Origin of the sequence: Gordonia sp. KTR9 (assembly GCF_000143885.2) — a bacterium.
Classification (GTDB): Bacteria; Actinomycetota; Actinomycetes; order Mycobacteriales; family Mycobacteriaceae; genus Gordonia.
On sequence record NC_018581.1, the window covers coordinates 2,899,682 to 2,925,843 of the forward strand.

The following is a 26,162-nucleotide window of genomic DNA, read 5'->3' on the forward strand; positions in this document are numbered from 1 at the left end:
AATGACGACATCCATCACCCCGGACCTCGTCTCGTTGCGCGACAAGCAGCAGAAGGTCTGGAGCAGCGGCGATTACAACCGTATCGCCGCGCTGACCGTGCCGGTCAACGAAGCGACCGTGACCGCGGCGTCGGTCATTCCCGGTGACCGGGTCCTCGACGTCGCGACCGGCACCGGTCATTCCGCACTCGCCGCGGCTCGGCAGGGCGGCGACGTCACCGCGATCGACTATGTGCCGGCGCTTCTCGACATCGCCCGCACCCGTGCCGACGCAGAGCATCTCGACGTCGAGTTCGTCGAAGCCCCGGCGGAGGTCTTGCCGTTCGGCAACGCGGTATTCGACACCGGCATCTCGACGATCGGCATCATGTTCGCCGCCGATCACGAACTGGCCGCGCGTGAACTGACCCGCGTCGTCCGACCGGGAGGGAGGATCGTGGTCACCAGCTGGACCGCGGACGGCTTCGTCGGCGGAATGCTCGCCACCGTCGGCCGCCACGTGACCCCGCCTCCCGGCGCACGTCCCGCCACTCGATGGGGCGATCAGGACTACGTCGCGTCGTTGTTCGGTGATCGCGTGCAATCGGTCGGTTCGCACACCGAGGCGCTGACCGTTCGATTCGTGGACGCGGCCGCGTTCGCGGACCTGTTCCTGGGCTACTACGGCCCGACGTTCGCCGCCGCGTCGAAACTCGACGAGGACGGCAGGCAGGCACTGCGAGCCGACCTGATCACGCTCGCCGAGTCCCACCAGCAGCCGGTGCCCGGCGGGATCTCGATCGACTGGAAGTACCGGGTGGTCGAGGCGGTGCGGTCGTGAACGCTCCTCGCAGACGCAGCACGGTCATCACGCGCCTCGGTGCGGTGACAGCGATCGCCGCAGCCGTCGGTGTGGCGGCACCTCTCGTGACGACTGCATCGGCAGCACCCGCCCGCACCCCGGGCGCGACGCTGACGATCGTCGATCAGAACATCACCGGCGCCGGCAAGAACCGCATCATCATCCAGGGTCTGTACCCGATGACCCGGGCGGACGCAGTCGGATTCGTCACGCACATCAACGATCGGGGCTGCGGTGGCATGCACTACATCGTGCTGGGAGACGACGGGAAGGAGCAGTACCTCTACGATCGCAACTTCCCGGGCACATCAGTGGGTACCGACGGATTCTTGCGGGCGTCCGACCGTGGACTCGAATACCTCCGCCAGTTCGTGGTTCCCAGTTCGGTTCTCGACGAGGACCGGGACGGCGCCGACGAGGTGTTCGTCCGGGTCCGGTTCACCGACGGCGACTGCCGCGCGCGAGTCCAGACCACCAACGTGGTGGCCGGCAGGTTCTGAGCCGACCTCGCCCACCCGGGCACATCCGGGTGGGCGAGTGTCGATTCAACCGGCTTCGGCGGGGTCGACGTCCGTGTCGATACGCATGGCGGCCACCAGTTCCCGATAGAGCTCGTCGGTGGCGAGCAGGCTCCGATGGTTGCCGACCGCACGCACCCGTCCGGCTTCGAGGACCACGATCTGATCGGCGTCCATGATGGTGGAGAGCCGATGGGCGATGGTGACGACTGCTCCGCGGGCCGCTTGTCGTCGGATGCCGTCGGCCACCGACGCCTCGGTGAGCCCGTCGAGTTGGGCGGTCACCTCGTCGAGAAGGAGGAGTTCGGGGTCGACGACCAGTGCTCGGGCGAGTGCGATTCGTTGCCGTTCCCCGCCGGACAGCGTGGATGCGGTGACATCGGTCAGGAGACCATCGGGCATGGAGCGGACCCGGTCATCCATCCGCACGGCCGCCAGGGCACGCCACACGTCGTCGTCGGAGGCCTCGGGTGCCGCGTAGACCAGGTTGTCGCGCACCGTCCCTGGAACGAGCGGGGTGTCCTGTTCGACGTAGGCGATACGGGCGCGCAAGTCGTTGAGTGTCCACTGGTCCAGCGGCCGGCCGTCGAGCAGGATCTCTCCCCGATCGGGCCGTAGGAACTTCAGGAAGAGGGAGAAGATGGTCGTCTTCCCGGCGCCCGACGGTCCGACGATGGCGGTGTGCCCGCGGCGCGGAATCACCAAATCGATGCCGTTGAGCGCGGCTGGGGCGTCGGGCGCGTAGCGGTACACCACGTCGTGGAGTTCGAGCGCGGCGGCGGTCCGGTCGACGTGCGCCGGTGAAGATCCGATCACCGCATCGTCAGATTCCGTTCGGAGGTCGGAGATCTCGGAGATTCGCGCGGCGGCGGCCAGCCCCGACTGCAGCGCAGTGACACTCATGGTCAGCAGCGAGACCGGCATCATCAGCTGAAATGCATAGAGCAGGAAAGCGATCAGGGTGCTGACGCTCATCGAACCGTCCGCGACACGCCAGGCGCCGAACGCCAGGACGATCATCACCGCCAGATTGATTCCGCCGCCGGTGATCGTCCACGCCCAGGCCTCGATGCGGACGGCCCGGATACCCTTGCTCGCCGAGCGGTGCGCGAATTCGCCGATCCGGGCGGATTCTCGCGCCTCGGCGCGACTTGCCTTGACCGTGCGGATCGAGCGGAGGACGCCCTCCAATCGGCCACCGAGGAAACCGATCTCGGCTTGCGCGTCTTGCTGCGCCTTGGCCAGTCCGGGCATCAGCACTGCTGCGGCGGCACCGACCATGATGACGACGGCAATCGTGGTCGCGAACAGCGGGAGGTCCAGAACCGCCATGAGAACGAGCGCCCCGACCATCCCGACCGAGCCGTTGACACCGTTGACGATGCTCGATGTCGTCGCTTCACGGATCAGCAGGGTGTCGGAGGTGACGCGCGCTACCAACTCGCCGCTCGGTCTCCGGCCGAGTTCGGGGATCTCGACACGAAGGAGGTGACCGATCAGGCCGGTCCGGGTGGCCAGGATGATGCGTTCGGCCAGTGTGCCCAGCATGATCGTCTGGATCAGACTGATCACGGATGGGGCGACGAGCAGAACGGCCAGGACGGTGATCGGCGCCGCCAGCGATTCCGAGACCGCCAGCCCGTCGAGTACCCACTTGGTGACCAGGGGGGTTGCGAGTTCGGCTGCGGTAGCGAGTAATCCGAGGAAGACACCCAGCGCGAGGAGCCCGCGGTTCGGGCGCATGTACGACCAGAGGATCGCCAGTTTGGCGCGCATCGGCATGTCTGGGGTCTGCCCGGGATCGGCTGTGGATATCGAAGTCGTCATCGGACAGGCCCTCCGGAGTGGTGCATACGAGTTCTAGATTGACACAGGCCCTCGGCGACATCGCCGTGCGTGCCGACGTCAGCCGCAGCACCCTGCACCGCCATTTCCCCGACCGCCAGTCGCTCGTCGACGCGGCTCTCGTCGAGGCGAGCACCATTCTCGTGGTTGGTCGGGGCCCACCGGCTGTTCGCGGCGGCGCCGCCGCCAGGGGGCCGGCGATGAGTTTCGTCAGGTGGCGTGGTCAGACTTCGCACACACACGATCGGATGAGGCATGAGCAACGTCAACGTATGGGCGTGCGTAGTCGCGGTCGTCGCCGCATTCGTGGCGAGCGCGCGCGCTGTACTACAGCGTTCTGGGCGCACCGGCTGCGGCCGAGGTTCACCGGCCGACCTGGGCGACGCCGGTCGTCGAACTGGCCCGAAACGCTGTGCTCGTGGTGCTCGTCGCCGGCCTGGTCGCGCAACTCGATCCGGATTTCACCGGCGTACTGTTGCTCGCTGCGGGGCTGTTCCTCATTCCGCTCGTGCTGCTCGCCGGCGCGGTGTTCCACGAGGGAGCTGCGATATCAGCAGCAGCAGTACACCTGGGGGACTGGGCCCTGAAGCTGCTCATTCTCGTCCTGATCGTGTCGCTGTGGCGGTGAGAACACAACGGTCCTGGCGCGCGAAATGTCAGGCAGGCTCCAGGGCCCGCTTGGCCTTTTCCAATGCGGCCAGCGTACGCAGCACCGAATCGCGCTTGGCGGTCAAGTCGGACACCTTCGCCTTGCCGCTCAGGCCGGGGTCAGCCTGCGCGACGGCCAGCCGTTCCTCGATCTCGGTCAGCTGCCCCAGCAACGACTGGGCGCGGCTCATGAGTTCCTCGCGGTCGGGTCGGGAGACATCCGCCGGCCGGGCGTTTCCGGACACGGCGTTCTTGGCCTTGGGGGCTGTCGTGTGTCCGCCTGTCCTTGCGGTGGTGGATGCGGATCGTGCGATGCCGCGCTGCCCGGACCGGGCGCGCAGCGGGGGCTGTGTGCGGGTCCGGTTCAGCACTGCCCAGGCTTCACGAGCCGCCACCCGGTGTTCGCGTTCTTCGTCGTCATCGGACGTCAATGACGCGCCCAAGGGTCGTAGACCATAGAAGCCGACGAACTCACGGGCCGCCGCGATGATCTGTTCTGCCTCTCGGCAGCGCCCGCACCGCGGTTCGCCGCGGAGTTCTGCGATGTCGTCGCTGGATGAGCACCACACGCAGGCGCGGGCAGTGGAGTCGGTCACGATGGCATCGGCAGCAGCGAGATTCACGGGTGAATACACTACGGGACAATATCTTTCATTCCGCGACCGGGCTCCGTCCCGCAGCTTTGGGCCTGGATTTGCACTGGTCGTTGCCGCGTCGGACCACGTCCCTCTCCCGCCGGATGGCGGGCGCGCATCACGATCGTCACGATCTGACGCCGGCAGAAGTCACAGTGCTGTTGGAATCATTCCGTCGAGACACCCGTTGGTGCCACCATGCGAGCTATCACCTACGACCGCTTCGGCGGTCCTGATGTCCTGCAACTGACCGACCTCCCCACGCCCAAGGTCGGCCCCGACTCCGTGCTGGTCCGCGTCCGGGCCTCGAGTGTCAATCCGGTGGACTGGAAGGTCCGCGAGGGGTACCTCGCCGAGATCATGGACACCGTTTTCCCAGTGGTCCCGGGCTGGGATGTCGCGGGTGTGGTTGAACAGGTCGGCCTGGACACGCCTGAGTTCAAGGTCGGGGACGAGGTGTTCGGTTATGTCCGGAAAGACGTCGTCGGAGGGGAAGTGGCGGGCGGAACCTTCGCCGAGCTGGTCGCCGCACCGGTGCGCACTCTCGCCCACAAACCGTCGAGCTGGTCGTTCGAGGAGGCTGCCGCTGTTCCCCTCGCAGGCCTCACGGCGTATCAGACCATTCGCCGGGCGGGAGTCCAGGCAGACCACACAGTGTTGGTCCATGCCGCCGCGGGCGGCGTCGGATCCTTCGCGGTCCAGGTCGCTCGCGCTCTCGGCGCACGAGTGATCGGCACCGCCTCAGAATCCAATCACGACTATCTCCGGACCCTCGGGGCCGAGCCCACCACATATGGGGAGGGTCTGGCCGACCGGGTGCGTGCACTCGCACCCGACGGCGTCGACGTCGTCCTCGACTACGTCGGTGGCGACGCACTCGACTCGGTGCCAGATGTGCTGCGGGACGGCGGGACGGTCGCCTCGATCACCGACGCACGCGCGCGGGACGACTTCGGCGGTCACTACGTCTGGGTGCGGCCCGACTCCGCCGACCTCGCGGCGCTGGCCCGTCTCGGCGACACCGGCGACCTCAAGCCGGAGATCGCCGAGGTGTTCGACCTGGCCGATGCCGCCGGTGCCCACGAGAGCAGCCAGTCCGGTCACGTGCGGGGCAAAATCGTGGTCCGCGTTGCCGGCGAATGACAGCGCGGGTGCTCTAGTCAGGCTGGTGGGCCAACCCGGTTGACAACTGCGGGTCACCACAGATCAAGGCATCTCCATCGTCTGGGCGCGACGGATCTCCTCCACAGCCCGGGTCAAGTACGCTGCCGGGTCGACCTCGGCCCGCGCGGCGAGGTCGGCGATGACCAAAAGTGCAGCGGCGGTGGTCTCGGTGTCCAAGAGGCCGGCGGACGACAGCGCATGGGAGTCAGCTGTGTCGCCCACTCCCAACGCCCCGGTCAGCACCAGCGCCAGAGATGCGGGACTGATGGCAGAATTCCATGAGGCGACAGCCCGGCTCGTGGTCGTCATCACCTCGGACACATCGTCGCCGGTGAGCCCATCTGGGAAGGCGGTCTCGAGTAGTTCCCGCAGCATGAGCGCATGCACCTCACGCGACTCGGGGTGCAACGCAAGCAGGTCGGCGGTGGCATCGAACGCCTCGAAGTCGTAGGCGCGTGCAGCACGAATCGCCTGGCCGGTGGTCTGCGCGACCATGTCTGCTATCGACGACCGGTCGATGCGTGACTCGTTGTGAGACATAGGACCACTCTCCCTCATGTGTCCGGCAGCCACCAACCCAGAAATCCACGCCGACGATCAACCCAGGTGGCACTCCACAAGGCGTCGGCCACAATTTCGCGGTGACTGACGGGCGGCTACAGCCGCGCATCTCCTTGGAGCTCGTCAAAGGAAACGTGACCCCGGTGGGGCAGTCGGCGGGGGTAAAGGATGGCGGATTCGCCACCGACATCTACCCGGACGTTCTGATGAACATCATTCATGCGGCCGCGGGCGGCGTCGGATCGCGCCGCCCGTTCTCAGACGACCGGAAGTGTCGCCAAGGCGAGGTCGGAGCCACGGGGTCCGACCGCGCAGAGACCCACCGGTGGTCCACCAACAGGGAGTGGATTGCTCACCGCGGGACGACCGGTGATTCCGGCAAGACATGTCAGCTGGAACGTGCGTGCTCGAGTGTCCTCGATGACCGAGCCGCCAAGGGCCGCACTCGCGCGGGTGGGAGCGGTCGACGACGCAGACGGCAGCAGCAGGATCGTCTCACCGAGCGCGCTGTTGATCCGGTTGCGCGCTGTGGCAAGTGTCCGGTCGGCTGCGGCCAGGTCGGATGCGGTGACCTTCGAGGCAGTCTCGAACCTCGATCGGACGTCGGGGTTGAGCGAATCCCAGTGCCGCGACACCCATTCACCGTGAGCCCGCCATGCCTCCCACCCTTGCCGAGTCTGAAATGCCTTGACCCACAGAGGCAGCACAGCCGTATCGAACCGGATCGCGCGCAGCGGCATCTGGCTGCCCAGCCGCTTGATCCCGGCTCGCACGGCGGCGGCCACGTCGGGACTCGCGAGGTCGATGATGTCGTCGGAGTAGGTGATCGGGAAGTCGACGCGCGAGGGGAGTCCGGGCATGAGCACGCTCGTGGTCGCGACCAGGTCGGCCCGCGAACGGGTCATCCACCCCACGGTGTCGAACGATGGCGCGAGGGGCAGGAGACCGTCACGGGACACCGCACCGTGGGTCGTGCGGATTCCATACAGACCCTGGTACGACGACGGGATTCGGATCGATCCGCCGGTGTCGGTGCCCAACCCGATGGTCGCCTGGCCGAGCGCGACCGCACTCGCCGAACCCGACGAGGAGCCGCCCGGAATGCGGTTCGACGCTTTCGGATTGGGCGGAGTTCCGTAGTGGCCGTTGGTACCGGCCAAACTGTATGCGAACTCGTCTGTGCGACTGATGCCTGCGACAGACGCACCCGCCGCCAGTAGCGCTGCCACCGAGCGCGCCGTCGTCCTCGAGGGCTGTGATTCTCGCAACCATTGCTCGTTGCCCGCGCCGACCCGGTGTCCCTTTATCGTGTAGAGATCCTTCACCGCAACGGACTTGCCCTGCAGGATCCCGACGCCGGTCGGGCGTACCAATGGTTCGCCGTATTCACGCCACACGGTCGGGTCGACGCGGGGCGAGCGGGTTCCCGGAAGCAGTGACGCAGAGCCGGTCTGGGCCGTTACGAGACCCACCGCACCCGCCACGGAAGCGCCGGCAAATCCGAGGAACCCTCGCCTCGTCAAATCCTGCATCAGTTCGATCCCCTTGTCCCAACGGCGTTGTCATGTGAGGGGCGTCGCCCGCAATGATGCAGGCGTGCGCTATGTACCCTCGAGTCGTAGGAATGTTAGGCCATCTAAGGGCTGTCGGCGACCGGAGCACCGAGAGGTTCGGGCGGAGGGGCGTCGATCACCCGCAACCAGATCGGCCGCAGCGAGCTGAGTGCCCCGGGGGAAGACCTCGACAACCGGTTCGCTAGCGGGGGAGCTGGGTCCGGCGGTCGCCTGCGCGGAAGCGACTGGGCGTCGTGCCGTACGCCTCGCGGAACCGGCGTGCGAAGTGGGTGGGGTCGACGAAGCCGTGCTGGTGAGCGAGAGCGGCTATCGAGAGGTGCGGCTCGGACACCAAAGCGGCGCAGGCAGACTCAACACGACGACGGGTGATGTAGGACGAGACCGTCGTGTTGTCGGCGGGCCAGATCTTGTACAGCTGCCGCACCGAGATGTGGTGCGCCGCTGCGATCGCGGCCGGCGACATGGACGAGTCGCGGATGTTGTCATCGATGTATTTCTCGATCACAGCCACGAGATTGCTCTCTGAGGGGGAACCTCCCGTCGCGGCTGCATTCAGAAGCAGCGAGCGGATCAGGGCCACCGTGGGCACATTGAGTTCGGGCAGTAGTGCCGGTGCCGTGCGAGCCAGCATTCCCAGATGTTGGATCTGCGTGACAGCCAACGGGTACAGCGCAACTGAAGGACCGAGGTGAGTGATCGCGCGGTCAATGGTGTTTTCGCTGAGCATCAGCCTTGCTGACAGGGTGTGCAACGCCACGATGGATCCGCGCCGGTTGTTGCGGAAATCCAGCGGCCGTTGGTGGTTGACGACCACCAACGTCGGACTGTCCGACCCGATGAGTTGCGAACGGCCGTCGATTCTCAGCCACCAATCACCCGCGGCGAGAACCGCCACCGACACCTGCCGCAGGTGACCCTTCGCTGCTCGCTCGAGATGAGGAAGCGATGCCATGGCGATGCCGTCGTAGCTCAGAAGCGTCAGGTACGTGTCGAATCCCAACGCCCAGTGTTCGACCGACAGGTCGGGACGGTCGCGGTGCGTACCGGTCAGCGTGAAGCGGTCGGCGATGCCGGGCGGGGTGGCCCGCTCAGACATCGACGGGCTTGCGCTGATGAGCGGCCATGTTTCGCCAGGCGATCGGGGTCATCCCATACATTTCACGAAACCGGCGACTGAAGTGGGAGGGATTGCTGAAGCCCCACTGTTGGGCGATGGAAGCGATTGACTGCCTTCGAGTTTCGGGTCGGTCGAGGTCGGCGTGGGCGCCTCTGAGCCTGCGTGTGATGATCGATTGTTCGAGGCTGATGTCAGCTGCGCTGTAGAGCGAGAACAGCTTTCGTACAGAGATTCCGTGCGCGTGAGCGATGGAGTTCGGTGAGAGAGACGGGTCGCTGAGATGCTGATCGATGTATCCACGGATCCGTGGCAGCAATACCTCAGCCATGGGACCCCGAGCGTAGTCACCGTCGTAGGCCGAGGCCAGCAGTGCCCGAATGAGGTCGATTGTCGTCTCACCGATCTGTTCGGCGTGGGCGCTTTCGGCGAGAGAATCGCCGGCGGCCGTCAGGTTGAGTATCTGCGCGCTGACCAGGTCATGGATGGGACTTGACGCCAAGCGCATGCCGCCTTGCAGAACGACGTGGTGGGGTAGTCCGAGGTCGTCGACGGGCATCCACAGGGCTTGGTTGGCTGCTCGACCCGACCAGCCCATCGTGAAGGGCGAATCGAGATCATTGAGCGACAACTGACCTGGCCCTACCACGACTTGGTGGCCGTGTTGCTCGTGGGCGTGGTGACCCTTTTCTTGAACTGCGATCGATACGTGGTCGGAGCGGCCGGTTCGGATCTGCGTGGCGCTGCGGGTTGCGTGCATCCCGGCCATCTCGAGTCGCAGTATCGACGCGCGCCCGAAGGAGGTCACCGACACCTCGCCATGCGGCGAGGTTCCGTCATCAAGTGTGACCGTGGTGGGCCAGGCAGCGCCGGAGATCGCCTCCAGCGTGGCCTCGTGGCGTTCCGACATGGGTATGTCCGCAGCGCGGAATAGAACGGTCAAGCAGCATCCCTCCATGTGTTCGGCCATGTACCCAGCTGAATGGACGTATGCGCAGATTACCGATTCGGCCGAAAAACGTGGGGTGAAGTGCACGCACAGAACACATTCCTGCGCCCACAACCAGAGCGTTTGTCCGACCGCGACGACGGACGGCCTTGATCTCCGTAATTGGCGCCTACAGGAGCCTCTGGGTTGTCCCTCGACTTTCGTCACATGTGACGTTTTGAGATCGGACTACGACGCCAGTGGGCGAGACCGAGCAACCTATCCATGCGGGCCGGAGCCTATGGGTTGGCATCGTTCGCGGGCACGGCATCTACAGACACGCACACGGCCATCGCAGCCGGCTTCGACGAACGACAACCGACATGCGTCCGGAACCTGCACAGTCACCGGAACATCCAAGGAAGAACATCCAACAAGCCCTGAGAACATCCAACGAGCCCTGGACAGTCGCTCAGGACCCTAAGGATCTAGCCGACTTGTCTGCTCCGCGACGCGTCCCTACAATTCGCCGATAAGATACATTATGTCAAGTAACTGCCTGCTAGTTATCCGATGCACTCACCTGTCCACGCTGCCCTTACCTGCCGACCGATACGGTAGCCAGTCGTTCTACGACTGACTCTCGTGGCTGACGCTACTGGCCGTACGTATAACGCAGGTTGGCGTTGATCAGGTTGCCGATGCGTTGGCATAGGTGACGCAGTTGGCGATCATCCGGTGCAGGCTGCTCGATGAGCAGCGTCCACCGGAGATTGGTACCACTACGCCCGTCGCTCAGATCGAAGACCACTTGAGCATCCGGTCGCTTCGTCCACAACGACGACCACACCACCCGCCTGGGTCGCGCCGCTTCGAGGACCGTCGGCGCAACCTCGTCGTCGTACAGATGCAGCCATGGGCGTGACGGCTGCCTGTTCGGGCTGACAAGGTCATCGAAGACCAAATGCGGCGGTGCTGGCTGGTTCTTCTCCTTCGACGCAATAGCTTCCACACGACAAGACTCGCAGCGAATCGCACGGCGCTGCAACCGCATTATGCAGTGATGGAATATGCAGGGATACCAGGCCAGTACGCCTGGCGGCCGAATGCGCCGTCACCGACGGCACCGCAGACGTGATCGCCTCGGCCCTCATCGGCGTGCCGATGAGGCGCCACGTGCTGCACCTCCCCCGACATCACTGACCCGCTACCAGGGCAGCTGCTGGCGATGTGCCGCTGGCGCTCTATGGTCCTGCACTGCAAGGCCCAAGGGGCCGTCAGTGACTCAGATCTGCGGCCCCTGGGCTCGCAGGGTGTCCACGGAGTCCATCGCCTGCCGCAGTTCGGCGAGCCAGGCCTCGGTGTGTTCACCTACCAGCTTGACCGACCACGCCACCGCGTCGGCGCGCGAACGCGCGACGCCCGCGTCCACGAGTGTGTCGAGGACCTGCCGCTCGGACTGTCGAAGACGCGTCATCACCGGAACGGCCAAGTGCGTGAACATGATTCGCTGATCATTGATCCGCACACCCCACGACACCGTGCGCCCGTAGCGTGCCTGCGCCTCGTCGGCGATGGCCATTCGCTGCGTGCGCGTGTCCTCACGGAACCGCGACGCTCGACCCTGGGCGGCCGCTGTGCCGTCACCGTCGGCATCGGGGGCCGCCAGCGTTCCAACGACGGTGATCTCGTCGCGATCGACGACTACCTCGGGGGCGCCGTCGAACCAGTCGTCGGGCAGGCGACCGACGAACCACGCCCGGGCGTCGCTCGCGTCGGGGAGTTCGGCCTGCTGCCACCCGCCGCGACGTCCTCCGCCACGACCCTGTTGCTTGATCATGATCACTCCTCTGATTAGTGATTACATGATTACTCGCTTACGCGGTAATCGCAACGGTCTTCGCTCAGAGCTGACTCCAGCGAAGGGTGTTCGCGGGGTACGTTCGACCCTCAGTGCGCAGTTCCTTCGAGCTGACCCGAGTACATACAGCTACGGGCTCGGCGTCAACGCACTCATGTCCGGCAAATGGCTTTAAAGGAAGCGTCGCCCGCGGCGATGCCGACCGAGCGCCGTTCTGCGCTTCTGCGAAGTTCCCACATCGGCTGTAGGCGTACACGATTCGTATACCTGACCGAGGCGTCGGCACAGACGTTCACCAGTTCACTTGTTTGATTTCTCGGTGAGGAGTTGAGTGATGCCCTGGCGGTATGTCGTGACCGCGAAGTCGGGGAATCGGGTGGCGAATTTCGTCGAGTCGAAGATGTTGTCGTCGCGGTAGCGTGGCAACAGTTCGGAGGCTTCCTTCACAGACTGGTTGAGCAGGCCGCCGAGCGCGAAGAGTTTCTCCGGGATGGTGATGTAGTTGATGTCGCGGTCGGTCACCTCGTCGGCGATCGCGACCATTTCCTGATAGGTGAGCCGCTGTGGGTCGACCGGGAGGTGCCAGGTGTGCCCGTAGGCGTCGGGGGTGTTGCCGATCAGTCCCATGCCGCAGCTGGCATCCGGTGTCCAGATCAGCGTGCGTTTGGTGTGCGCGCTGACCGGCACCAGCGGTCGTTTGCCCTGCCTGATCCGGTCGAAGATCGCGGAGTTGGTGAGGCTCTGGGTTTTGCCGGGTCCGTAGAACTCCGGTGCCCGACAGATGACGGCCTCGATCGTCTCGCGGCGCATCTGCTCGAGGAGCATGTCGGCGATGCGGGCACGCACGGTCGCCTTGCGGCCGACGGGACAAAACTCGGTGTTCTCGACCTGCGGGGTGGAGGTGCGCGGGTACATGTAGGTGTTGTCGAAGAAGACGAGTTTGGTGTCGTGCTTCTGGCAAGCGGCGATCGTGTTGGCCATCATGACCGGGAATTGCTGTTCCCACAGTGTGGAGTCGATGGGCAGCCCGACGGTCAGGTAGGCGATGTCGCTGCCTTTGACCGCGTCGGCGGTGGCGTCGGCGTCCAACAAGTTGGCGGCGACGAGTTGGTCGGTGTCGTGGACCTTTCTCGGGTTTCTGCTGACGAGCCGCAGGTCGTGGGTGATGTTGTCGTGGAGGTAGCGGGTGAGCTCTTCGGCGATCTGGCCGTTGGCTCCCAGGACGGTGTGCATCGGGATCCTCAGCTTCGGTGAGTTGTATTGTGGCGGTGGACGTTTGCTATTTCAGGCCGGGTACGCGCCTGAGTAGGCGCAGCGCCAGCGACGCCACCTGGGCGTAGCGGGCGGGGTTCATACCGTCGGGGGCGCCGACCGGCAGCAGCCGTTCGATGGCGATGGTCTGGGACTCGGTGTATTTGACGATGCCGTGTTCGCCGTGGCGGCGGCCGAGTCCGGAGGCTTTCATTCCGCCCATCGGGGCGTCCATCGATCCCCAGGCCGCGGCGTAGGCGTCGTTGACGTTGACCGTGCCGGCGTGCAGCCGGGCTGCCACGCGGTAGCCGCGCTGCTCGTCTGAGGTCCAGACACTGAAGTTGAGTCCGTACTCGCTGGCGTTGGCCTGAGCGATGGCTTCTTCCTCGTCGGCAACGCGGTACACCGAGACCAGCGGCCCGAAGGTTTCGTGGTCGTAGACCGTCATCGTGTCGTCGACATCGGTGAGGACGGTCGGTTCGTAGAAGAACGGCCCTAAGTCGGGTCGTGCTCGACCGCCGGCGAGCACGCGCGCCCCCTTGGCGACGGCGTCCTCGACATGGCTGACGACGGTGTCGAGCTGTTTCCGCGAGACCAGCGAGCCCATGTCGCCGGAGTAGTCGATGTCGGCGGACAGATTCATCGCCGTTGTCGCCGCGGCGAACTTGGTGGTGAACTCATCCCACAGGACATCCGGAATGTAGATGCGTTCCATGGAGATACACAGCTGTCCGGTATTGGAAAAGCTCGCTCGCACGGCCCCGGCGACCGCTTTGTCGATGTCGGCGTCATCGAGCACGAGCAGCGCGTTCTTGCCGCCGAGCTCCATCGAGCAGTCGATGAGGTTCTCGCCTGCTTGGGCGGCGACCGTGCGGCCGACGGCGGTGGAGCCGGTGAACATGAGGAGATCGGAATTCTCGATGATCGGCGTACCCAGCTCGGCTCCCCTGCCGGTGACCACCTGCACCAAGCCGGACGGCATTCCGGCCTCTTCGAGCAGTTCGACCGCCCACAGCGCGGCATACGGGGTCTGCACGTCGGGTTTGGTGAGCACCGCGTTGCCGGCGACGATCGCGGGTAGCGCGTCGCTGATGCCCAGGGTGAGCGGGTAGTTCCACGGACAGATGATCCCGACCAGCCCCTTGGGGTGATGAAGTTCCCAGACTCTGGTCAGCGCCAATTGCACTCCGCGGCGACGCTTGGGGCGCAGGTACTTTGCGGCGGTGTTGGCGTAGTAACGGGACGCCAGGCACACGTCGAGGATCTCTTCGAACGCGTGGCGCCGCGCTTTGCCGTTCTCGAGCTGGATGAGGTCGAGGACCTCGTCCTGGCGGGCGAGCACGAGGTCGTGGAAACGCATCAGCACTGCGGCGCGTTCGTCGACCGGTCGTGCGGCCCAGGCTTTCTGCACCGTGCGGGCGCGGTGCGCGGCGGCAACCACGTCGGCAGGCGTGCAATGCGGAACGGCACTGAGCACCCCGCCGGTCATGGCGTTGGTGACCTCGAGGACAGCTTCGGGATCGGCTGCCTGCACCCGCCGGGTCAGGGCGTCGAGTCGGTTCGCGTCGATGCGACGGGTGATGGTTGGGGTGACCACTGGGCTCCTCATTTCGCGGGGACGGACACCGGGACGGGAATGTGCAGCGCGTTCTGGCACTCGGTGGCCACGTCCAGTCGCAGCGGCTTGATGGGCGCCAGAGAGCGCACATCGTCGGCCAGACGGCCCGACCCCAACTCGAGGTTCACATCCCTGGGCAGCAGCTTGCTGCCCGCCGACAGAGTGTTGGTCTGGCTGAGTGTCGCGTGCCAGGCACCTTCGAGCTGCGTGTAGGAGACCAGCGTGGACACATTGGTGCCGCTGGGAAACGTCTTCTGTTGCGGGGTGGGCACCGTCAGCGCGATGTCGGTGCCACCGTCGTCGTTGGCCACTCGTCCGGTCACCCGCCGGTGGTCTATGTCGACGTCGATGTCGGTGACCCACTTCGGAAAGCCGTAACCATCATGACCACGTACCTGCGCGATCTCAGTGTTGACCGGCAACGACAGGACGTAGGCGTGCATCGAGTCGTTGGCCAGCGCCGTCAGGGCGTCGACGGTTCCCAGGCCGCCGTGGCGCGCGGGCCGGACCGCGATACCGACGGTGGCCTCGGTGTAGAAATCGATGTCGCACACGTCGTACCGGAAGAACACCACCGAAAACAGTCCGAGCCCCGGAGCGATCTGCAACGGATCGAGCTCATCCGGCAGCCGGGAGCGCAGCGCCTTCATCGGAGCGACATAGACGATCTGTGCCCGAGACATCGAGTAGTAGAAGTTCGGGGTCCGGGTCGGCCCGATCGCCGACTGCACCTCGGTCTTCGGCAGAGCCCGGAAGAAATCGACACTCCGCACGCGCGGGTCCCCGGCCACCTCGTCGAGATCGGTGTTCATCCGGTAGCGGTCGTACAGCCCGCCCTTCGGCACGCTGACGGTACGGCCGCCGAGGTCGACCTCGACCACCTCGATGTTCGGCCCGGCCTTCGACGATGTCATGGCAACTCCCTAGAATGTGTACATTGCTCACATCAGGGTAGAGTGCAATGTGTGCAGCGTCAACATAGTCCGGCCGCAGACCCAGCCGCCCGCATCGGCGGCCTGCCCCAGAGCGGATCACCGGCCCCATGACGACGACAATCAAGACCCGAGCACAATGACTATGAAAGGAGGACCGGCAATGCCCGCGAGTACCAAGAAGAGCTACCACCACGGCGATTTGCGTGCCGCGCTGCTCACGACAGCGATGCGCATGCTCGAGCGCGGCGAATCATTCTCCATTCGCGCGGTCGCCCGCGAGGCCGGCGTCTCCGCTACCGCGCCATACCGACACTTCCCGGACCGCGACGCCCTGGAGTCCGCCCTGGCAGCTCAGGGATTGCGGGATCTGAAGACAGATCTGTCCCGCGATCGCGACCTCCCGGACACTGTGGAACAACTTGCCGACCTCGGTGCTGCCTATGTCGAATTCGCACTGCGCCGCCCCGCGCTGTTTCGACTGATGTTCGGCAACGAATGCGATCACGAGAGCGACGAGCGTGTCGCCGCCGCAGCGGCGGTACACGAGCTGCTGGCGGCAGCCATCACCGGCGTCTTTCCCGATTCCGACCCGATCGACCTCGCCCTCGGCGGCTGGGGCTTGGTGCACGGCATGGCCTGCCTTTATCTGGACCGTAAGCTCGCCAGCCCTTCGATCGACGACACCGTCGCCCAGGTGCGCTCGTCCCTCATCGCCGTTCTCGCGGCCCAGCCAGGAACCGACCAGCGCTGACCCCTCCCCTGTGCACGACTCATTGACTCTCCCGGACATCGGCGTTAGCCTCCATGTAAGCGCTGCATACATTTGAGCGTGTCCGACTCTCGAAGTGCCCAGCACACGGAGGAGACGATTGTGACCGAGCTGCCACCCCCGATAGACCCCGTTCTCGAACCCGAGGCGAAGCAGTTGTGCGAACAGACCGACCCGCATCCCCGGATCTATGAGGTTGCGCCGGAAGAGGGCCGAAAGATTCTCTCCGACTTGCAAAGTGGTGAGGACGTCGAGCGCCCGGAAGTCGACGAGGAATGGGTCGACGTCGACGCCGGCGAGTGGGGAACCGTCCGCACCCGCATCATTCGCCCCACGGGAGCCGCCGGTCCGCTGCCGGTGGTGTTCTACATCCACGGAGCGGGATGGGTATTCGGTGACGAACACACCCACGACCGCTTGTTCCGCGAACTCACGGTCGGTGCCGGGGCGGCCGGGGTGTTCCCGGTCTATGACCGGGCTCCGGAGAAGGGCTACCCCACCCAGGTCGAGCAGAACTACGCCGTGGGCCAGTGGGTGCTCGAGCACGGCGCCGAACACGGCCTGGACACCTCCCGGATCGCGGTCACCGGCGAATCGGTCGGCGGGTGCATGTCTGCGGTGTTCGCAATGATGAACAAAGACCGCGGCGGCATCGACCTCAAAGCCCAGGTGCTGCTTTATCCCGTCACCGACGCCGGATTCGATACCCCGTCCTACCTCCAGTTCGCCGAGGGATACTACCTGACCCGCGATGGCATGCAATGGTTCTGGGACGCCTACACCACCGACCCGGCACAACGTGCCGAAAAATACGCCTCTCCCCTGCAGGCCTCGCTCGAGGACCTCACAGGACTTCCACCGACACTGGTGATCACCGACGAGGCCGACGTCCTTCGCGACGAGGGTGAGCAGTACGCCAACAAGCTGCGCGAAGCCGGAGTCGACGTCACGTCGGTCAGGATCGCCGGCATGGTCCACGACTTCCTACTCCTCGACAGTCTGCGAAACACCAAGGGCGCAAACGTCGCGCGACATCTCGCGATCGATGCCCTGAGGACCGCTTTGCAGTAGCCACGGTCGCGGAGATGACCCGGCTCGGAAGAGATCCGCTGCCTGGAAGGGCGTCGCCGACCTGCCACCACCACGAATCGAAGGAAGGGCACGCATGCCCACACGAATCCTGAACGTCGTCACCAACGTCGGTCACTACGATGACCCCGAACACCCGACCGGCCTGTGGCTCTCCGAACTCACCCACGCCTGGCATGTCTTCGAAGAGCACGGCTTCGAACAAACCCTGGTGAGCCCGCAGGGTGGCGCCGTACCGCTGGAGCCTCGCGCCCTGAAGTTCCCCAACTACGACAAGACTGCCAAGGCCTGGCGCGCCAACCCAGCCAAGATGGCGCTCCTGGAGAACACCAAGCACCCCGACGACATCAACTCCGCCGATTACGATGCGATCTTCTTCACCGGTGGCCACGCGGTCATGTACGACTTCCCCGACAGCCCTGGCCTGCAACGCATCACCCGCGAGATCTACGAGCGCGGCGGCATCGTCTCCTCGGTCTGCCACGGTTACTGCGGCCTGCTCAACACTCGACTATCCGACGGCTCGTACCTGATCGCCGGCAAGAAGATGACCGGATTCGCCTGGCAGGAAGAGAAACTGGCGCGAGTCGACAAGCTTGTCCCGTACAACGCCGAAGAGGCTGCCAAGGAGCGTGGTGCTCTCTACGAGAAGGCCAAGCTCCCGTTCGTCTCCTACGCCGTCGTCGACGGCACCCTCGTCACCGGCCAGAATCCAGGTTCCGCCAAAGAAACCGCAAAGAAGGTGGCTGCCCTCCTCTGACATCGGCGCCCACTGTGCTGACCCTGCCACGCACTGCCATGGCTCTCGGCCACCACCGGGTCCACCGTGTCACCGTGCAAGTGTCCGCGGCTGCTCGACCCCGCCGAGCTTGTCGGGATTGCGCATCGCGTAGACGTGTTCGATCACGCCGTCGACGATGTGGAATGTGAACGCACCCTGGAGTTTTGCATCGAAGTACACGAGCATTCCCGGCTCGTGGTTGAATACGGCCGCCTCAACCCGGTAATCGTCGACAGTGGTCCCGAGCCGCGCGAACCCGGCGAGCAGGCGCGCCACCGGCAGCGCGCCTTGAACGGGTCGTTTGACCGCGGTGGCCTTGCCGTCGCTGTCGGCGGTGAACACCACATCGGGGGCGAGCATCGCCATGAGAGGCTCGATCTCCCCAGACTGGGCGGCGGCCAGGAACTCCGCCACGACCGCGCCGGCGCGCTGCGCATCGACCTGTTCGAAACGCGGCCGGCGCGACTCGACATGCGCCCGTGCGCGGTGCGCGATCTGGCGAACTGCGGCAGCGGACTTCGAGACCATCGTCCCGATCTCGTTGTGGGAGAAGCCGAAGACCTCACGCAGGACGAATACCGCACGCTCGTCGGGGTTCAGGGATTCGAGCACCACCAGCATCGCCGTGGACACCGACTCGGCAAGTACGACGTCGTCGGCCAGATCGCGGTCATCGAGCAGGATCGGCTCCGGGAGCCACGGTCCGACATACTCCTCCCGCCGCCGCGACCGGGACCTCAGGGCGTTGAGCGCCTGGCGCGTGACGATCTTGGCGAGGTAGGCCTTCGGGTCGACGACATCGTCGTCGTCGACCCGGGCCCACCTCAGGTAGCTCTCCTGCAGGACGTCGTCCGCGTCGGCCGCGGACCCGACGATCTCGTAGGCGACGGTGAACAGCAGCGGCCGAAGCTCGGCAAAACACATTGCACGACGGTCGGACTCGCTGACGGGCATGTTCACTCCGCTCCTCATCGTCCTGCCGGTCAGCGCGCGACCGGTTCGGGTTCGGTTGACGTCACCTTCGCCCCACCGAACCAGCTGAACCTACCGGGCCGAGCGGCCTCACGCCGGATGTTCTCCACCGTTCCGCGACACACCAGCTCCTTCGCCCAGGCCGCAACGCGACCGGTCACGACCGCTCGCGCAGGCGAATCGTCGCGGTGCGTGAACTGCAGGGTGGCGGCGTGGCGACCGACGCTGGCGCACTGCGCGACAAAACCCTGGTCGGCAGCGTTCGGCTGCTCACCGCCGATCTTCGCGAGGACGGCATCGGCAGCCTGAGCACCGAGCGGCTCGGCGGCCTGGCAACTCATCCGCAATCTCATGCCCTCGACCGCAACCGCATCCCCGGCGCCGACGATCCGGTCGTCACCGACGGCAACCAGGGTCGCATCGGTGCGCAACCGGCCGATCTCGTCGACGACCAGACCGCTGTCGGCGGCCAACTCGGGAGCCTCGAAACCCGTGGCGAGAATCGTTGCCGCGCTCGACAAGACCATCCGTTGGCCGTCGATCTCGACGCTGACGGTCCGCTCCCCCACCTCGACGGCGCGTCCCCGGTCCACGACGTCGACACCCAGTCGGTTCAGTTGCGTCCGCGTGGCGCGCCGGGCCCGGGCGCTCACCGAGGTCGCGATCCCCCCGCCGCCGACCAGCCGGACATCGTGTCCGGTCTCGGCGAGTTCGGCAGCTAACTCGACTCCGGTGAGTCCCCCGCCGACGACCGTGATCATGTCATTCGCCGCGAGGCCCTCGACGCGTTCCCGTATCCGTTGTGCGCCCGTCCAATCGGCGATGGACAGGGCATGGTCCGCCGCTCCCGGGATCTCCGGAGTGCGACGGCGGGTCCCGATCGCATAGATCAGGTAGTCGTAGTCGAGACAAGCCCCCGAGGCGAGCTGCACCCGGCGCCCGCGCACGTCGATGCGCACGGCGGTGTCGACGAGGACGCGCACGTCGTCGGCCAGCACGTCGTCGAAACCGACCTTCGGATCACCGGTACCCGATACGAACTGATGTAACCGTATGCGCTGCACGAAGAACGGCTGCGGATTCACGACCGTGACGTCGACAGCGGGATTCCGCCGGAGCCGGTTGGCCGCCATCGCGCCGGCGTAGCCCGCGCCGAGGACGACAACGTGCGTCCGATGCCCGTTGGCGTTCGTGTCGTCGAATCCGATGATGTCGGTGGTGTTCATGGTCCTGCCTTCCGTCGGGTGTTCGAGGTGGTCATCCTCGAGACACCGACGGTGTCGCGAATGTGACAGCTACGCGACATCGCGGACCGCACTGAGTCGGACGCGCGGCGACCACGCGCTGACGGGTTACACATCTTCGGGGAAGTCCGCGTCCCTGGAGAGGTCCTCGTTGGCTCGGATGTCTGTCAACGCCGCTTCCAGCGTGTCGGTCACGGCATCAAAACCGTCACTACCCAGAATCAACCGGCGGGGAGGCTGGTCCTGGTCGATGGCAGCGATCACCGCACGGGCGCCGCGTCGCGGGTCGCCGGGTTGTCTACCGTCCATGTCCACGAACGCTGCGCGGATCTGCTCGAGCATCTCGTGGTACTCCGGAATCGGCTCCGACACCGGCTCGTCGGCGAAGCCGGCGTAGGCGTTCGTGCGGAATGCTCCTGGTTCGACTGCCAGCACCGAGATCCCCTGCGCCACGACCTCCTCGCGGAGCGCCTCGGTGACGGCTTCGATGGCGAACTTCGTCGCGCTGTAGTAGCCGAAGCCGGTCGCCGCGACAAGCCCCGCCACCGAGCTCACGTTGACGATCCATCCGTCGCCGCGGGCACGCATGGCCGGCAGTACGGCGCGCGTCACGGAGAGCACTGCGAAGAAGTTCAGCTCGAACATCGCCCGCATCGACGATTCGTCCATACCCTCGATCGATCCGAACCAGCCGCGGCCGGCGCTGTTGATCAGCACGTCGATACCGCCGAAGTGCTCCTCGGCTGCACCCACCGCTCGCTGCACCTGCGCGGGATCGGTGACATCGAGCGGTACGACGAGCACGCGGTCTCCGAACTGCTCGGCCCACGTCACCAACTCGTGCGGACGCCGGGACGTGAGCACAACGCGGCCCCCCGCCTCGAGTGCCGCTTCGGCGAACGCAACCCCGAACCCACCGGGTGTGCCCCCGGTGATGAACCAACGCCGCGTCATGGCTCGATCACCAACCGGCTGATCAGCGCGTCGCGCAACGTGAAGCGGTAGTGCAGGTCGACGACGCCGCCCGGGAAGTCACCCTGCAGGCGCTGCCCGACGTCGACGATCCCAGCGGTCGTGGTTGCGCCGGTGAACTCGGACGTATAGGTGTACTCGCTGACCGAGTCGGCCAGCCATGCTTCGATCTCATCCCGGCCCCGGTAGTCGCGGCCGTCGTCGGTCACGACGGCATCGGCGGCGAACGCGGCGGACGCACGGTCGTCCTCTCGGGCGTCGAGCGCGGTCATGAACGTCTTTATGGTGTCCGGGAGAGCATCCCATTCTGTGGTCATGACCCAACGATGGAGTTTCCCCCTACGGGAAAGTCAACTGTGAACGCCGCAGTTCGTCGGACTGCACCGACATGTTGACCTTCCCCCAGGGGCAGACTGCAGGATGCCCTCGAGTGGTAACACGCGCGACGGATCACAGGAGGACGCGATGGGCGCACAGGTTTCGATCGGCGACTTCGCAGTGATGACGAGCCTGAGCCGGAAGGCCCTGAGGCATTACCACGACATCGGCATTCTCCAACCGACCCACATCGATTCCCGCACGGGCTACCGGTTCTACGACACCAGCCAGGTCGATCATGCGCATATCATCCGCCGGTTCCGATCTCTCGGAATGTCCATACCCGACATCAAGGCGCTACTGAGCACCGACGACGCAGCGGCTCGCACCGAGATCATCGCAACTCATCTCGAGCAGATGGAGGTCCAGCTGCAGCAGACTCGTGACACCGTCGGCGCACTGCGCGAACTACTTTCTCCTGTGCACACCCCCACCGTGGTGGCGGTCCGGCATGAACCCGCGCTCGCCGTATGGTCCATTGGTGCCACCCTCGAGGTCTCCGAACTCGACGGGTGGTTCGCGGCGACGCTGAGTACGTTGCGGAACGCCGTCGCCACGGTGGGAGGCGCCACGTCCGCAATCGTGCCGGGCGGCCTCTACGATCGAGCGCTGTTCGTCGAATCACGAGGTGAGGCAACCCTCTTCGTACCCGCACCGGAGTCCGCGACTCCCCCAGAGGGCATCCGTGCCGAGGTCTTGCCCCGGGCCGAATTCGCGGTGCTCACCCACTCCGGTGGCCATGAGGGCATCGACCGCAGCTACGGGGCCCTGGGGGTCTACGTGAACGAGCATCTGATCAGCGGCCCGGGGCCGATCCGCGAACATTACGTCGGCGGCACACCGTCAGACCCGACATCGATCACCGCGACCGAGATCTACTGGCCGATCTTCAGCACCACTCCACCGCCCGACTGACAGCAGCAGGACCCGCGGTCCCACAACTCGCGGTCCGGCCGCCGGGTCCGATCAGGGAGCCTGCTTCCACCAGGCGATCACGTACAGCGCCAGCGATGCGACGAGACCGCCGAGGACCCACAGCACCACGGAGTAATCGACCCACGACCCGAATGGGGGCGTACCGGGAAAGATGTTGCGCAACGGCAGCACAGCGAACAGCATCACCGCGAACCAGGTGACCATCGGGGGCTGAAATGCCTTGCGACGGCGAACCGTTTGGATCGAGACGAACAGCGTGCAGATCGGCAGGACAACCAGCATCACGCACAACGCGAGATCGAAGGTCAACGATCCGGCCGTTCTCGACGAGGAGATCGTGAAGGCCTTTCCGCCGGAGGAGGGCGTGTCTCCGGCTTCGATGTTCCAGCCGATGAGCGAATCGGTGAGCACGACGTCCGTCGGCAACTCCACGTCGTTCGGCCCGAAGGCCTGAACTGTCACGGAGTCGGACACATAGCTGTCGAACGGCCAGTGTCGGATGTCGCCGTTGCTGTACAAGGTCACCGGCAGGGCGCCCGGGCGGGTACCAGCGGGGAACTGCAATTCAGCGGCCGAGACTCTCGGTGAGACATCGATGGTCAGATCTTCCCTGAGCTCTCCGCGCTCGTCGAGCAGATCGCTGCCGGCATAGACCGAGACGTTGCCCCCGACCTCGAACGCCGCACCATCGACCGAGTCGATGTCCAGATAGACCAGAACCTCGTTGGCAGCGGGTTCGTTCGTATCCGGGTCGCCACCGGCACCGCCTGCTGCGTACGCCACCAGCACCGCGACATACAGAATCACTACTCCGACGACAATCGCCAGACCCTTGACCCAACCCGATCGTCTACCGCTCTCCGCCATACGCCGGCCTCCGTCGTCACCACCGTTCGGCGGCCAAGAGCAGGCGCCGGCTGGACGTGAGTGTATCGGTGATCATGCTGAGTAAGAGAGGTTCTCGTCATCGGAACGGCCCAACGACGCACCTGTGAGCGTCATGGCGCACTCTCGCTGACCAGTATCCCGCGAACGATGATGAAATGAGCGATTCCGCTGGGCCGATTCTGCCGCGAACCATCACCCGTGCCCCCTGTCGATTCATGTCACGGTTTGTTCAGTTTCTCAGCGGCGATCCGTTCGATGCGTGGCAAGGCAACAGCCAGCACCGGCAGATACCCGATCGCCCACACCGGCGCACCGAAACTGAGGACGCAGCCACCCGGCACCGCGATCACCTCGTGACGGGTCGCGTTCACTCCTGCGACCTTCCACGCCCAGGATCGATGTTCCACGAACTCGGTGATCTCGAACGGCAGCGGAACTCCGGCGATCGTCGTGACGGTCCCCCTGGTCCCGAGCGTCAACCCGCCGGCACCTTCCACCTGCGCACCCGAGACGGTGGGACCCCATCGCGGCCAGTCCCGCACATCGACGAGCGTTGCCCACACCGCCTCTGGGGCCAGGTTCATCCGAAGTTCGGCCGTCGGCATCCCGCGACGCCATGTACTGCGAACGCGCAGAGCCGACTTCAGCCACGTGGGTGAAGCTAGGTGGTTCATGAGGGGTCCAGCTCGCCGAGGATGTGATGCAGCATCAGACCATCGTCGCAGAGCAAGCTGTATCGCGCGCTGACTTCTCGGCCCAGCCGGCGCCTCGCATCACGCGGGTGGTGCGCTCCCCCGCCGGGGATGGCATTTCCGCCCGTTCGAGGTCTCGGCATCCGATACTGGTGGCACCCGATCCCCCGCACCGAACTCGAGGAGACCTGATGTCGGTCAGCGAGCCCGCCGCCGGTCGCGGCACGTATTTCGACGACCCGATCACGATCGATGAGCAGACCACGATGATCCCGGTGTCGCGCCGCGGGTTCCGCGGCCGGCCGGTCGCCGTCGGCGCCTATACGGTGACCGGCGGCGTCACGACCTGGACCCCGGCCGTCGACAGCGGTCGAGTGGCACTCATCGGAGTGATCACCGGCCTCGTCGCGGCCACGCTGGGATCGGCTGCAGTCCTGCGGCAACCGCCCTGGCCGCGAATGACCATCGAGCAGAGTCACCCGCCCCGCCACGGATCACCGACAGCGCCCTCCCGTCGTCTGCGGGTGGGCCGATTACACGGGCCGGCCAAGCACTCTTGACGCCGCCTACGCCCGGACGCCTGCTGCGAAATATTGCGATGCGTTGAGCACATCGAGTCTCTAGCGTTCGAGTGATGAACGAGCACGGGAACGAGTGGTTCGAGGACTGGTTTGAGCCAGTCGCGCGCTGGACTCGATGGCTCGATGGCGCGGTGACCGGAGGGCCCGGGGTGCTGCCACCCCATTGGCGGCTCGCCATCGATACAGTGCGGCGCGACATGCTGCACATGCAGACCGGTACGAAGTCCTACACATGGGATTGCGAGTCAGCCCTGTGGAACGTTTACCTCGACGGCAACGGCACACTCATATTCGACATCCGCGACCTCGACGGAAGAATCTGGGTGTGGACGCCCGAACCGACCCCCGCAGATTGTGCTGAGGCGGAAGCGATCAGCTGGACGGCGGGACGCGTGCAAGACGAGCTGATTTCTGACTTGTGGGTTCTGTGGCCGGCGTTTCGAGACGGGCCGCCCATGGATGTACGCACCGTGGAGGGTCGCGCAGTGTGGACCCGCAGCCGCTCGAGCAACGTCGTCGCGTCAGTCGGCGATCTCGCACGCCTGCAACCGAAAGACAACCCCGACCTCCGGCCTACCCGGTGAGACCGACCACTGAGAGGAGACTCGTCCGATGCAAGCCGACACCTACCCCGATGACTGGCGTCCGGCGCAAGCCGACGGCCCGATCGGTCTCGTCGTCAACGGCGAGCTGTTCCTGGTGAGTATCCGGGCTGACGGAGGGTATTCGAGCAGGTGGGTGTCAGGTGCGGGGACACCGCCCGACGGCGAGCGGACTCGACCTCAGCCCCGCGCGACGACCGACCGGCCGCGGACTGGCCACCACAACACCCAGACCGTGATGGCGTTGATCACCGACATGGCGACGTACGGTGCGGTGAACACGAGCAGCTCGGCGGCCGTAAGGGTTGGGACCCAGGCGAATTCGTCGTAGGGCTGCGGATCGAATGTCATGCGTGCGATGTCGGCCACCGCGACGGTCCACACCACGGTGGTCCACAGCAACCCCGTGGTCGCGATGATTCTTCCGGCCAACGGCAGGGCGGTGAGTACTGAAACGGCCAGCCCGGCAGCCACGAGAGCCGGCAGATAGAACAGCGCACCGAGTGTCATCAGCAACGCCCAGGTGGCGGTCACATCCAGCGCCGACGACGGATTGGCGACCTCATTGAGCACTGCCATGGACGCGAACCCGACCACCAGAAGCAGCGGGGGCCCCAAGACCGCACACCGCGTCCAGCGTCTGATTCGGGTCACCCGGCCGATACTCGCACAACTCTCGCACTACCCGTGTCGGCGTTCCCGTCCGTGTCGCCGGTCAGCGGCGATAGATCAGTCATGCACGACGATCGCTGCGACCGACGGTCA

General features: G+C 65.5%; 27 protein-coding genes and 2 pseudogenes. 11 read left to right on the top strand and 18 right to left on the bottom strand.

Translation table 11 applies throughout. The features are described 5' to 3' along the window. Window position 1: 1 nt before the first annotated feature. Together KTR9_RS13890 and KTR9_RS13895 are read left to right on the top strand one after the other, a co-directional pair. Window positions 2-820: a class I SAM-dependent methyltransferase gene (locus tag KTR9_RS13890; protein WP_014926882.1), complete on the top strand. Its 819-nt coding sequence runs from the start codon at window positions 2-4 to the stop codon at window positions 818-820. Then, window positions 817-1,341 carry a hypothetical protein gene (locus KTR9_RS13895; protein WP_044506721.1) on the top strand — a complete coding sequence of 175 codons (525 nt, stop codon included), beginning with the start codon at window positions 817-819 and terminating at the stop codon, window positions 1,339-1,341. The genes KTR9_RS13890 and KTR9_RS13895 overlap by 4 nt, the downstream gene beginning before the upstream one ends. A 45-nt stretch (window positions 1,342-1,386) precedes the next feature. Here the strand turns inward: KTR9_RS13895 and KTR9_RS13900 are convergent, their stop codons facing one another. After that, the gene (locus tag KTR9_RS13900) at window positions 1,387-3,186 is read right to left on the bottom strand and encodes an ABC transporter ATP-binding protein (protein WP_014926883.1); all 1,800 of its coding nucleotides are present in this window, start codon (window positions 3,184-3,186) and stop codon (window positions 1,387-1,389) included. Between the two features lie 65 nt (window positions 3,187-3,251). Here KTR9_RS13900 and KTR9_RS28275 point away from each other — a divergent pair. Continuing rightward, window positions 3,252-3,311 (top strand): annotated as a pseudogene (locus KTR9_RS28275) (hypothetical protein); the annotation flags it as partial. Window positions 3,312-3,622: 311 nt separating this feature from the next. Beyond that, window positions 3,623-3,832, top strand: a complete 210-nt coding sequence (locus KTR9_RS27955) for a hypothetical protein (protein ID WP_238553865.1) — start codon at window positions 3,623-3,625, stop codon at window positions 3,830-3,832. Window positions 3,833-3,860: 28 nt separating this feature from the next. Here the strand turns inward: KTR9_RS27955 and KTR9_RS13910 are convergent, their stop codons facing one another. Continuing rightward, the gene (locus tag KTR9_RS13910; RefSeq protein ID WP_238553867.1) at window positions 3,861-4,475 is read right to left on the bottom strand and encodes a hypothetical protein; all 615 of its coding nucleotides are present in this window, start codon (window positions 4,473-4,475) and stop codon (window positions 3,861-3,863) included. Between the two features lie 210 nt (window positions 4,476-4,685). On the opposite strand from KTR9_RS13910, the gene KTR9_RS13915 reads away from it, so the two are divergent. Further along, complete coding sequence (locus KTR9_RS13915) at window positions 4,686-5,630, top strand: NADP-dependent oxidoreductase (protein ID WP_014926885.1); 945 nt, start codon at window positions 4,686-4,688, stop codon at window positions 5,628-5,630. Window positions 5,631-5,693: 63 nt separating this feature from the next. On the opposite strand, the gene KTR9_RS13920 is transcribed toward KTR9_RS13915, so the two are convergent. The 9 genes from KTR9_RS13920 to KTR9_RS13960 form a co-directional block, all read right to left on the bottom strand. Further along, window positions 5,694-6,191, bottom strand: coding sequence for a hypothetical protein (locus tag KTR9_RS13920; RefSeq protein WP_014926886.1), 498 nt, complete (start codon window positions 6,189-6,191; stop codon window positions 5,694-5,696). 278 nt (window positions 6,192-6,469) lie between these two features. Continuing rightward, entirely contained in the window at window positions 6,470-7,684 is a 1,215-nt protein-coding gene (locus KTR9_RS13925; protein WP_014926887.1) for an amidase family protein, read from the bottom strand. 283 nt (window positions 7,685-7,967) lie between these two features. After that, the gene (locus KTR9_RS13930) at window positions 7,968-8,681 is read right to left on the bottom strand and encodes a helix-turn-helix transcriptional regulator (protein WP_238553868.1); all 714 of its coding nucleotides are present in this window, start codon (window positions 8,679-8,681) and stop codon (window positions 7,968-7,970) included. Window positions 8,682-8,874: 193 nt separating this feature from the next. Then, on the bottom strand, window positions 8,875-9,810 hold the full coding sequence (locus tag KTR9_RS13935) for a helix-turn-helix domain-containing protein (protein ID WP_014926889.1): 936 nt from the start codon (window positions 9,808-9,810) through the stop codon (window positions 8,875-8,877). A gap of 673 nt (window positions 9,811-10,483) precedes the next feature. Next, complete coding sequence (locus tag KTR9_RS13940; protein ID WP_443134905.1) at window positions 10,484-10,840, bottom strand: hypothetical protein; 357 nt, start codon at window positions 10,838-10,840, stop codon at window positions 10,484-10,486. A gap of 273 nt (window positions 10,841-11,113) precedes the next feature. Next, window positions 11,114-11,668: a hypothetical protein gene (locus tag KTR9_RS13945; RefSeq protein ID WP_014926891.1), complete on the bottom strand. Its 555-nt coding sequence runs from the start codon at window positions 11,666-11,668 to the stop codon at window positions 11,114-11,116. Between the two features lie 321 nt (window positions 11,669-11,989). After that, entirely contained in the window at window positions 11,990-12,922 is a 933-nt protein-coding gene (locus tag KTR9_RS13950) for an NAD-dependent epimerase/dehydratase family protein (RefSeq protein WP_014926892.1), read from the bottom strand. 46 nt (window positions 12,923-12,968) lie between these two features. Then, window positions 12,969-14,537, bottom strand: a complete 1,569-nt coding sequence (locus tag KTR9_RS13955; RefSeq protein WP_014926893.1) for a succinic semialdehyde dehydrogenase — start codon at window positions 14,535-14,537, stop codon at window positions 12,969-12,971. 8 nt (window positions 14,538-14,545) lie between these two features. After that, window positions 14,546-15,472, bottom strand: coding sequence for an acetoacetate decarboxylase family protein (locus KTR9_RS13960; RefSeq protein ID WP_014926894.1), 927 nt, complete (start codon window positions 15,470-15,472; stop codon window positions 14,546-14,548). Between the two features lie 181 nt (window positions 15,473-15,653). Here KTR9_RS13960 and KTR9_RS13965 point away from each other — a divergent pair, with 181 nt between their 5' ends. The 3 genes from KTR9_RS13965 to KTR9_RS13975 all read left to right on the top strand — a co-directional run bounded on the left by KTR9_RS13965 (window position 15,654) and on the right by KTR9_RS13975 (window position 18,111). Further along, on the top strand, window positions 15,654-16,244 hold the full coding sequence (locus KTR9_RS13965) for a TetR/AcrR family transcriptional regulator (protein ID WP_014926895.1): 591 nt from the start codon (window positions 15,654-15,656) through the stop codon (window positions 16,242-16,244). 120 nt (window positions 16,245-16,364) lie between these two features. Then, window positions 16,365-17,333, top strand: coding sequence for an alpha/beta hydrolase (locus KTR9_RS13970; protein ID WP_014926896.1), 969 nt, complete (start codon window positions 16,365-16,367; stop codon window positions 17,331-17,333). A 94-nt stretch (window positions 17,334-17,427) separates the two neighbouring features. Beyond that, complete coding sequence (locus tag KTR9_RS13975) at window positions 17,428-18,111, top strand: type 1 glutamine amidotransferase domain-containing protein (protein WP_014926897.1); 684 nt, start codon at window positions 17,428-17,430, stop codon at window positions 18,109-18,111. 69 nt (window positions 18,112-18,180) lie between these two features. On the opposite strand, the gene sigJ is transcribed toward KTR9_RS13975, so the two are convergent. From sigJ to KTR9_RS13995, 4 genes are all read right to left on the bottom strand, one after another. Then, window positions 18,181-19,086, bottom strand: a complete 906-nt coding sequence (gene sigJ, locus KTR9_RS13980; protein ID WP_044506723.1) for an RNA polymerase sigma factor SigJ — start codon at window positions 19,084-19,086, stop codon at window positions 18,181-18,183. Between the two features lie 29 nt (window positions 19,087-19,115). Continuing rightward, complete coding sequence (locus tag KTR9_RS13985; protein WP_014926899.1) at window positions 19,116-20,330, bottom strand: NAD(P)/FAD-dependent oxidoreductase; 1,215 nt, start codon at window positions 20,328-20,330, stop codon at window positions 19,116-19,118. A gap of 126 nt (window positions 20,331-20,456) precedes the next feature. Next, complete coding sequence (locus KTR9_RS13990) at window positions 20,457-21,302, bottom strand: oxidoreductase (protein ID WP_014926900.1); 846 nt, start codon at window positions 21,300-21,302, stop codon at window positions 20,457-20,459. After that, window positions 21,299-21,637, bottom strand: coding sequence for a nuclear transport factor 2 family protein (locus KTR9_RS13995; protein WP_014926901.1), 339 nt, complete (start codon window positions 21,635-21,637; stop codon window positions 21,299-21,301). Before KTR9_RS13995 ends, KTR9_RS13990 begins: the two co-directional genes overlap by 4 nt. 148 nt (window positions 21,638-21,785) lie before the next feature. On the opposite strand from KTR9_RS13995, the gene KTR9_RS14000 reads away from it, so the two are divergent. Beyond that, the gene (locus KTR9_RS14000; protein ID WP_044507938.1) at window positions 21,786-22,613 is read left to right on the top strand and encodes a MerR family transcriptional regulator; all 828 of its coding nucleotides are present in this window, start codon (window positions 21,786-21,788) and stop codon (window positions 22,611-22,613) included. A gap of 51 nt (window positions 22,614-22,664) precedes the next feature. On the opposite strand, the gene KTR9_RS14005 is transcribed toward KTR9_RS14000, so the two are convergent. Both KTR9_RS14005 and KTR9_RS14010 read right to left on the bottom strand, forming a co-directional pair. Beyond that, a complete protein-coding gene (locus KTR9_RS14005; protein WP_014926903.1) occupies window positions 22,665-23,501 on the bottom strand; it encodes a DUF4436 family protein in 837 nt (278 codons plus the stop codon). Window positions 23,502-23,740: 239 nt separating this feature from the next. Next, a complete protein-coding gene (locus KTR9_RS14010) occupies window positions 23,741-24,196 on the bottom strand; it encodes an SRPBCC family protein (protein ID WP_014926904.1) in 456 nt (151 codons plus the stop codon). Window positions 24,197-24,405: 209 nt separating this feature from the next. Here KTR9_RS14010 and KTR9_RS14015 point away from each other — a divergent pair. Together KTR9_RS14015 and KTR9_RS14020 are read left to right on the top strand one after the other, a co-directional pair. Then, window positions 24,406-24,681 (top strand): annotated as a pseudogene (locus KTR9_RS14015) (hypothetical protein); the annotation flags it as partial. 167 nt (window positions 24,682-24,848) lie between these two features. Continuing rightward, window positions 24,849-25,379 (top strand): hypothetical protein, encoded by a 531-nt coding sequence (locus tag KTR9_RS14020; protein ID WP_044506727.1) that lies wholly within the window; start codon window positions 24,849-24,851, stop codon window positions 25,377-25,379. 198 nt (window positions 25,380-25,577) lie between these two features. On the opposite strand, the gene KTR9_RS14025 is transcribed toward KTR9_RS14020, so the two are convergent. Continuing rightward, entirely contained in the window at window positions 25,578-25,976 is a 399-nt protein-coding gene (locus KTR9_RS14025; protein ID WP_148281193.1) for a hypothetical protein, read from the bottom strand. Between the last annotated feature and the right edge of the window lie 186 nt (window positions 25,977-26,162).

Bases quoted from the DNA above. Each gene is read 5' to 3' on its own strand.
- KTR9_RS13990 (WP_014926900.1), bottom strand. From the start codon at position 21,302: ATGACGCGGCGTTGGTTCATCACCGGGGGCACACCCGGTGGGTTCGGG.
- KTR9_RS14020 (WP_044506727.1), top strand. From the start codon at position 24,849: ATGAACGAGCACGGGAACGAGTGGTTCGAGGACTGGTTTGAGCCAGTC.
- KTR9_RS13900 (WP_014926883.1), bottom strand. From the start codon at position 3,186: ATGACGACTTCGATATCCACAGCCGATCCCGGGCAGACCCCAGACATG.
- KTR9_RS13915 (WP_014926885.1), top strand. From the start codon at position 4,686: ATGCGAGCTATCACCTACGACCGCTTCGGCGGTCCTGATGTCCTGCAA.
- KTR9_RS13960 (WP_014926894.1), bottom strand. From the start codon at position 15,472: ATGACATCGTCGAAGGCCGGGCCGAACATCGAGGTGGTCGAGGTCGAC.
- KTR9_RS13950 (WP_014926892.1), bottom strand. From the start codon at position 12,922: ATGCACACCGTCCTGGGAGCCAACGGCCAGATCGCCGAAGAGCTCACC.
- sigJ (WP_044506723.1), bottom strand. From the start codon at position 19,086: ATGCCCGTCAGCGAGTCCGACCGTCGTGCAATGTGTTTTGCCGAGCTT.
- KTR9_RS13985 (WP_014926899.1), bottom strand. From the start codon at position 20,330: ATGAACACCACCGACATCATCGGATTCGACGACACGAACGCCAACGGG.
- KTR9_RS14025 (WP_148281193.1), bottom strand. From the start codon at position 25,976: ATGGCAGTGCTCAATGAGGTCGCCAATCCGTCGTCGGCGCTGGATGTG.
- KTR9_RS13965 (WP_014926895.1), top strand. From the start codon at position 15,654: ATGCCCGCGAGTACCAAGAAGAGCTACCACCACGGCGATTTGCGTGCC.
- KTR9_RS13890 (WP_014926882.1), top strand. From the start codon at position 2: ATGACGACATCCATCACCCCGGACCTCGTCTCGTTGCGCGACAAGCAG.
- KTR9_RS14000 (WP_044507938.1), top strand. From the start codon at position 21,786: ATGGGCGCACAGGTTTCGATCGGCGACTTCGCAGTGATGACGAGCCTG.
- KTR9_RS13995 (WP_014926901.1), bottom strand. From the start codon at position 21,637: ATGACCACAGAATGGGATGCTCTCCCGGACACCATAAAGACGTTCATG.
- KTR9_RS13975 (WP_014926897.1), top strand. From the start codon at position 17,428: ATGCCCACACGAATCCTGAACGTCGTCACCAACGTCGGTCACTACGAT.
- KTR9_RS13935 (WP_014926889.1), bottom strand. From the start codon at position 9,810: ATGTCGGAACGCCACGAGGCCACGCTGGAGGCGATCTCCGGCGCTGCC.
- KTR9_RS14005 (WP_014926903.1), bottom strand. From the start codon at position 23,501: ATGGCGGAGAGCGGTAGACGATCGGGTTGGGTCAAGGGTCTGGCGATT.
- KTR9_RS13920 (WP_014926886.1), bottom strand. From the start codon at position 6,191: ATGTCTCACAACGAGTCACGCATCGACCGGTCGTCGATAGCAGACATG.
- KTR9_RS14010 (WP_014926904.1), bottom strand. From the start codon at position 24,196: ATGAACCACCTAGCTTCACCCACGTGGCTGAAGTCGGCTCTGCGCGTT.
- KTR9_RS13945 (WP_014926891.1), bottom strand. From the start codon at position 11,668: ATGATCAAGCAACAGGGTCGTGGCGGAGGACGTCGCGGCGGGTGGCAG.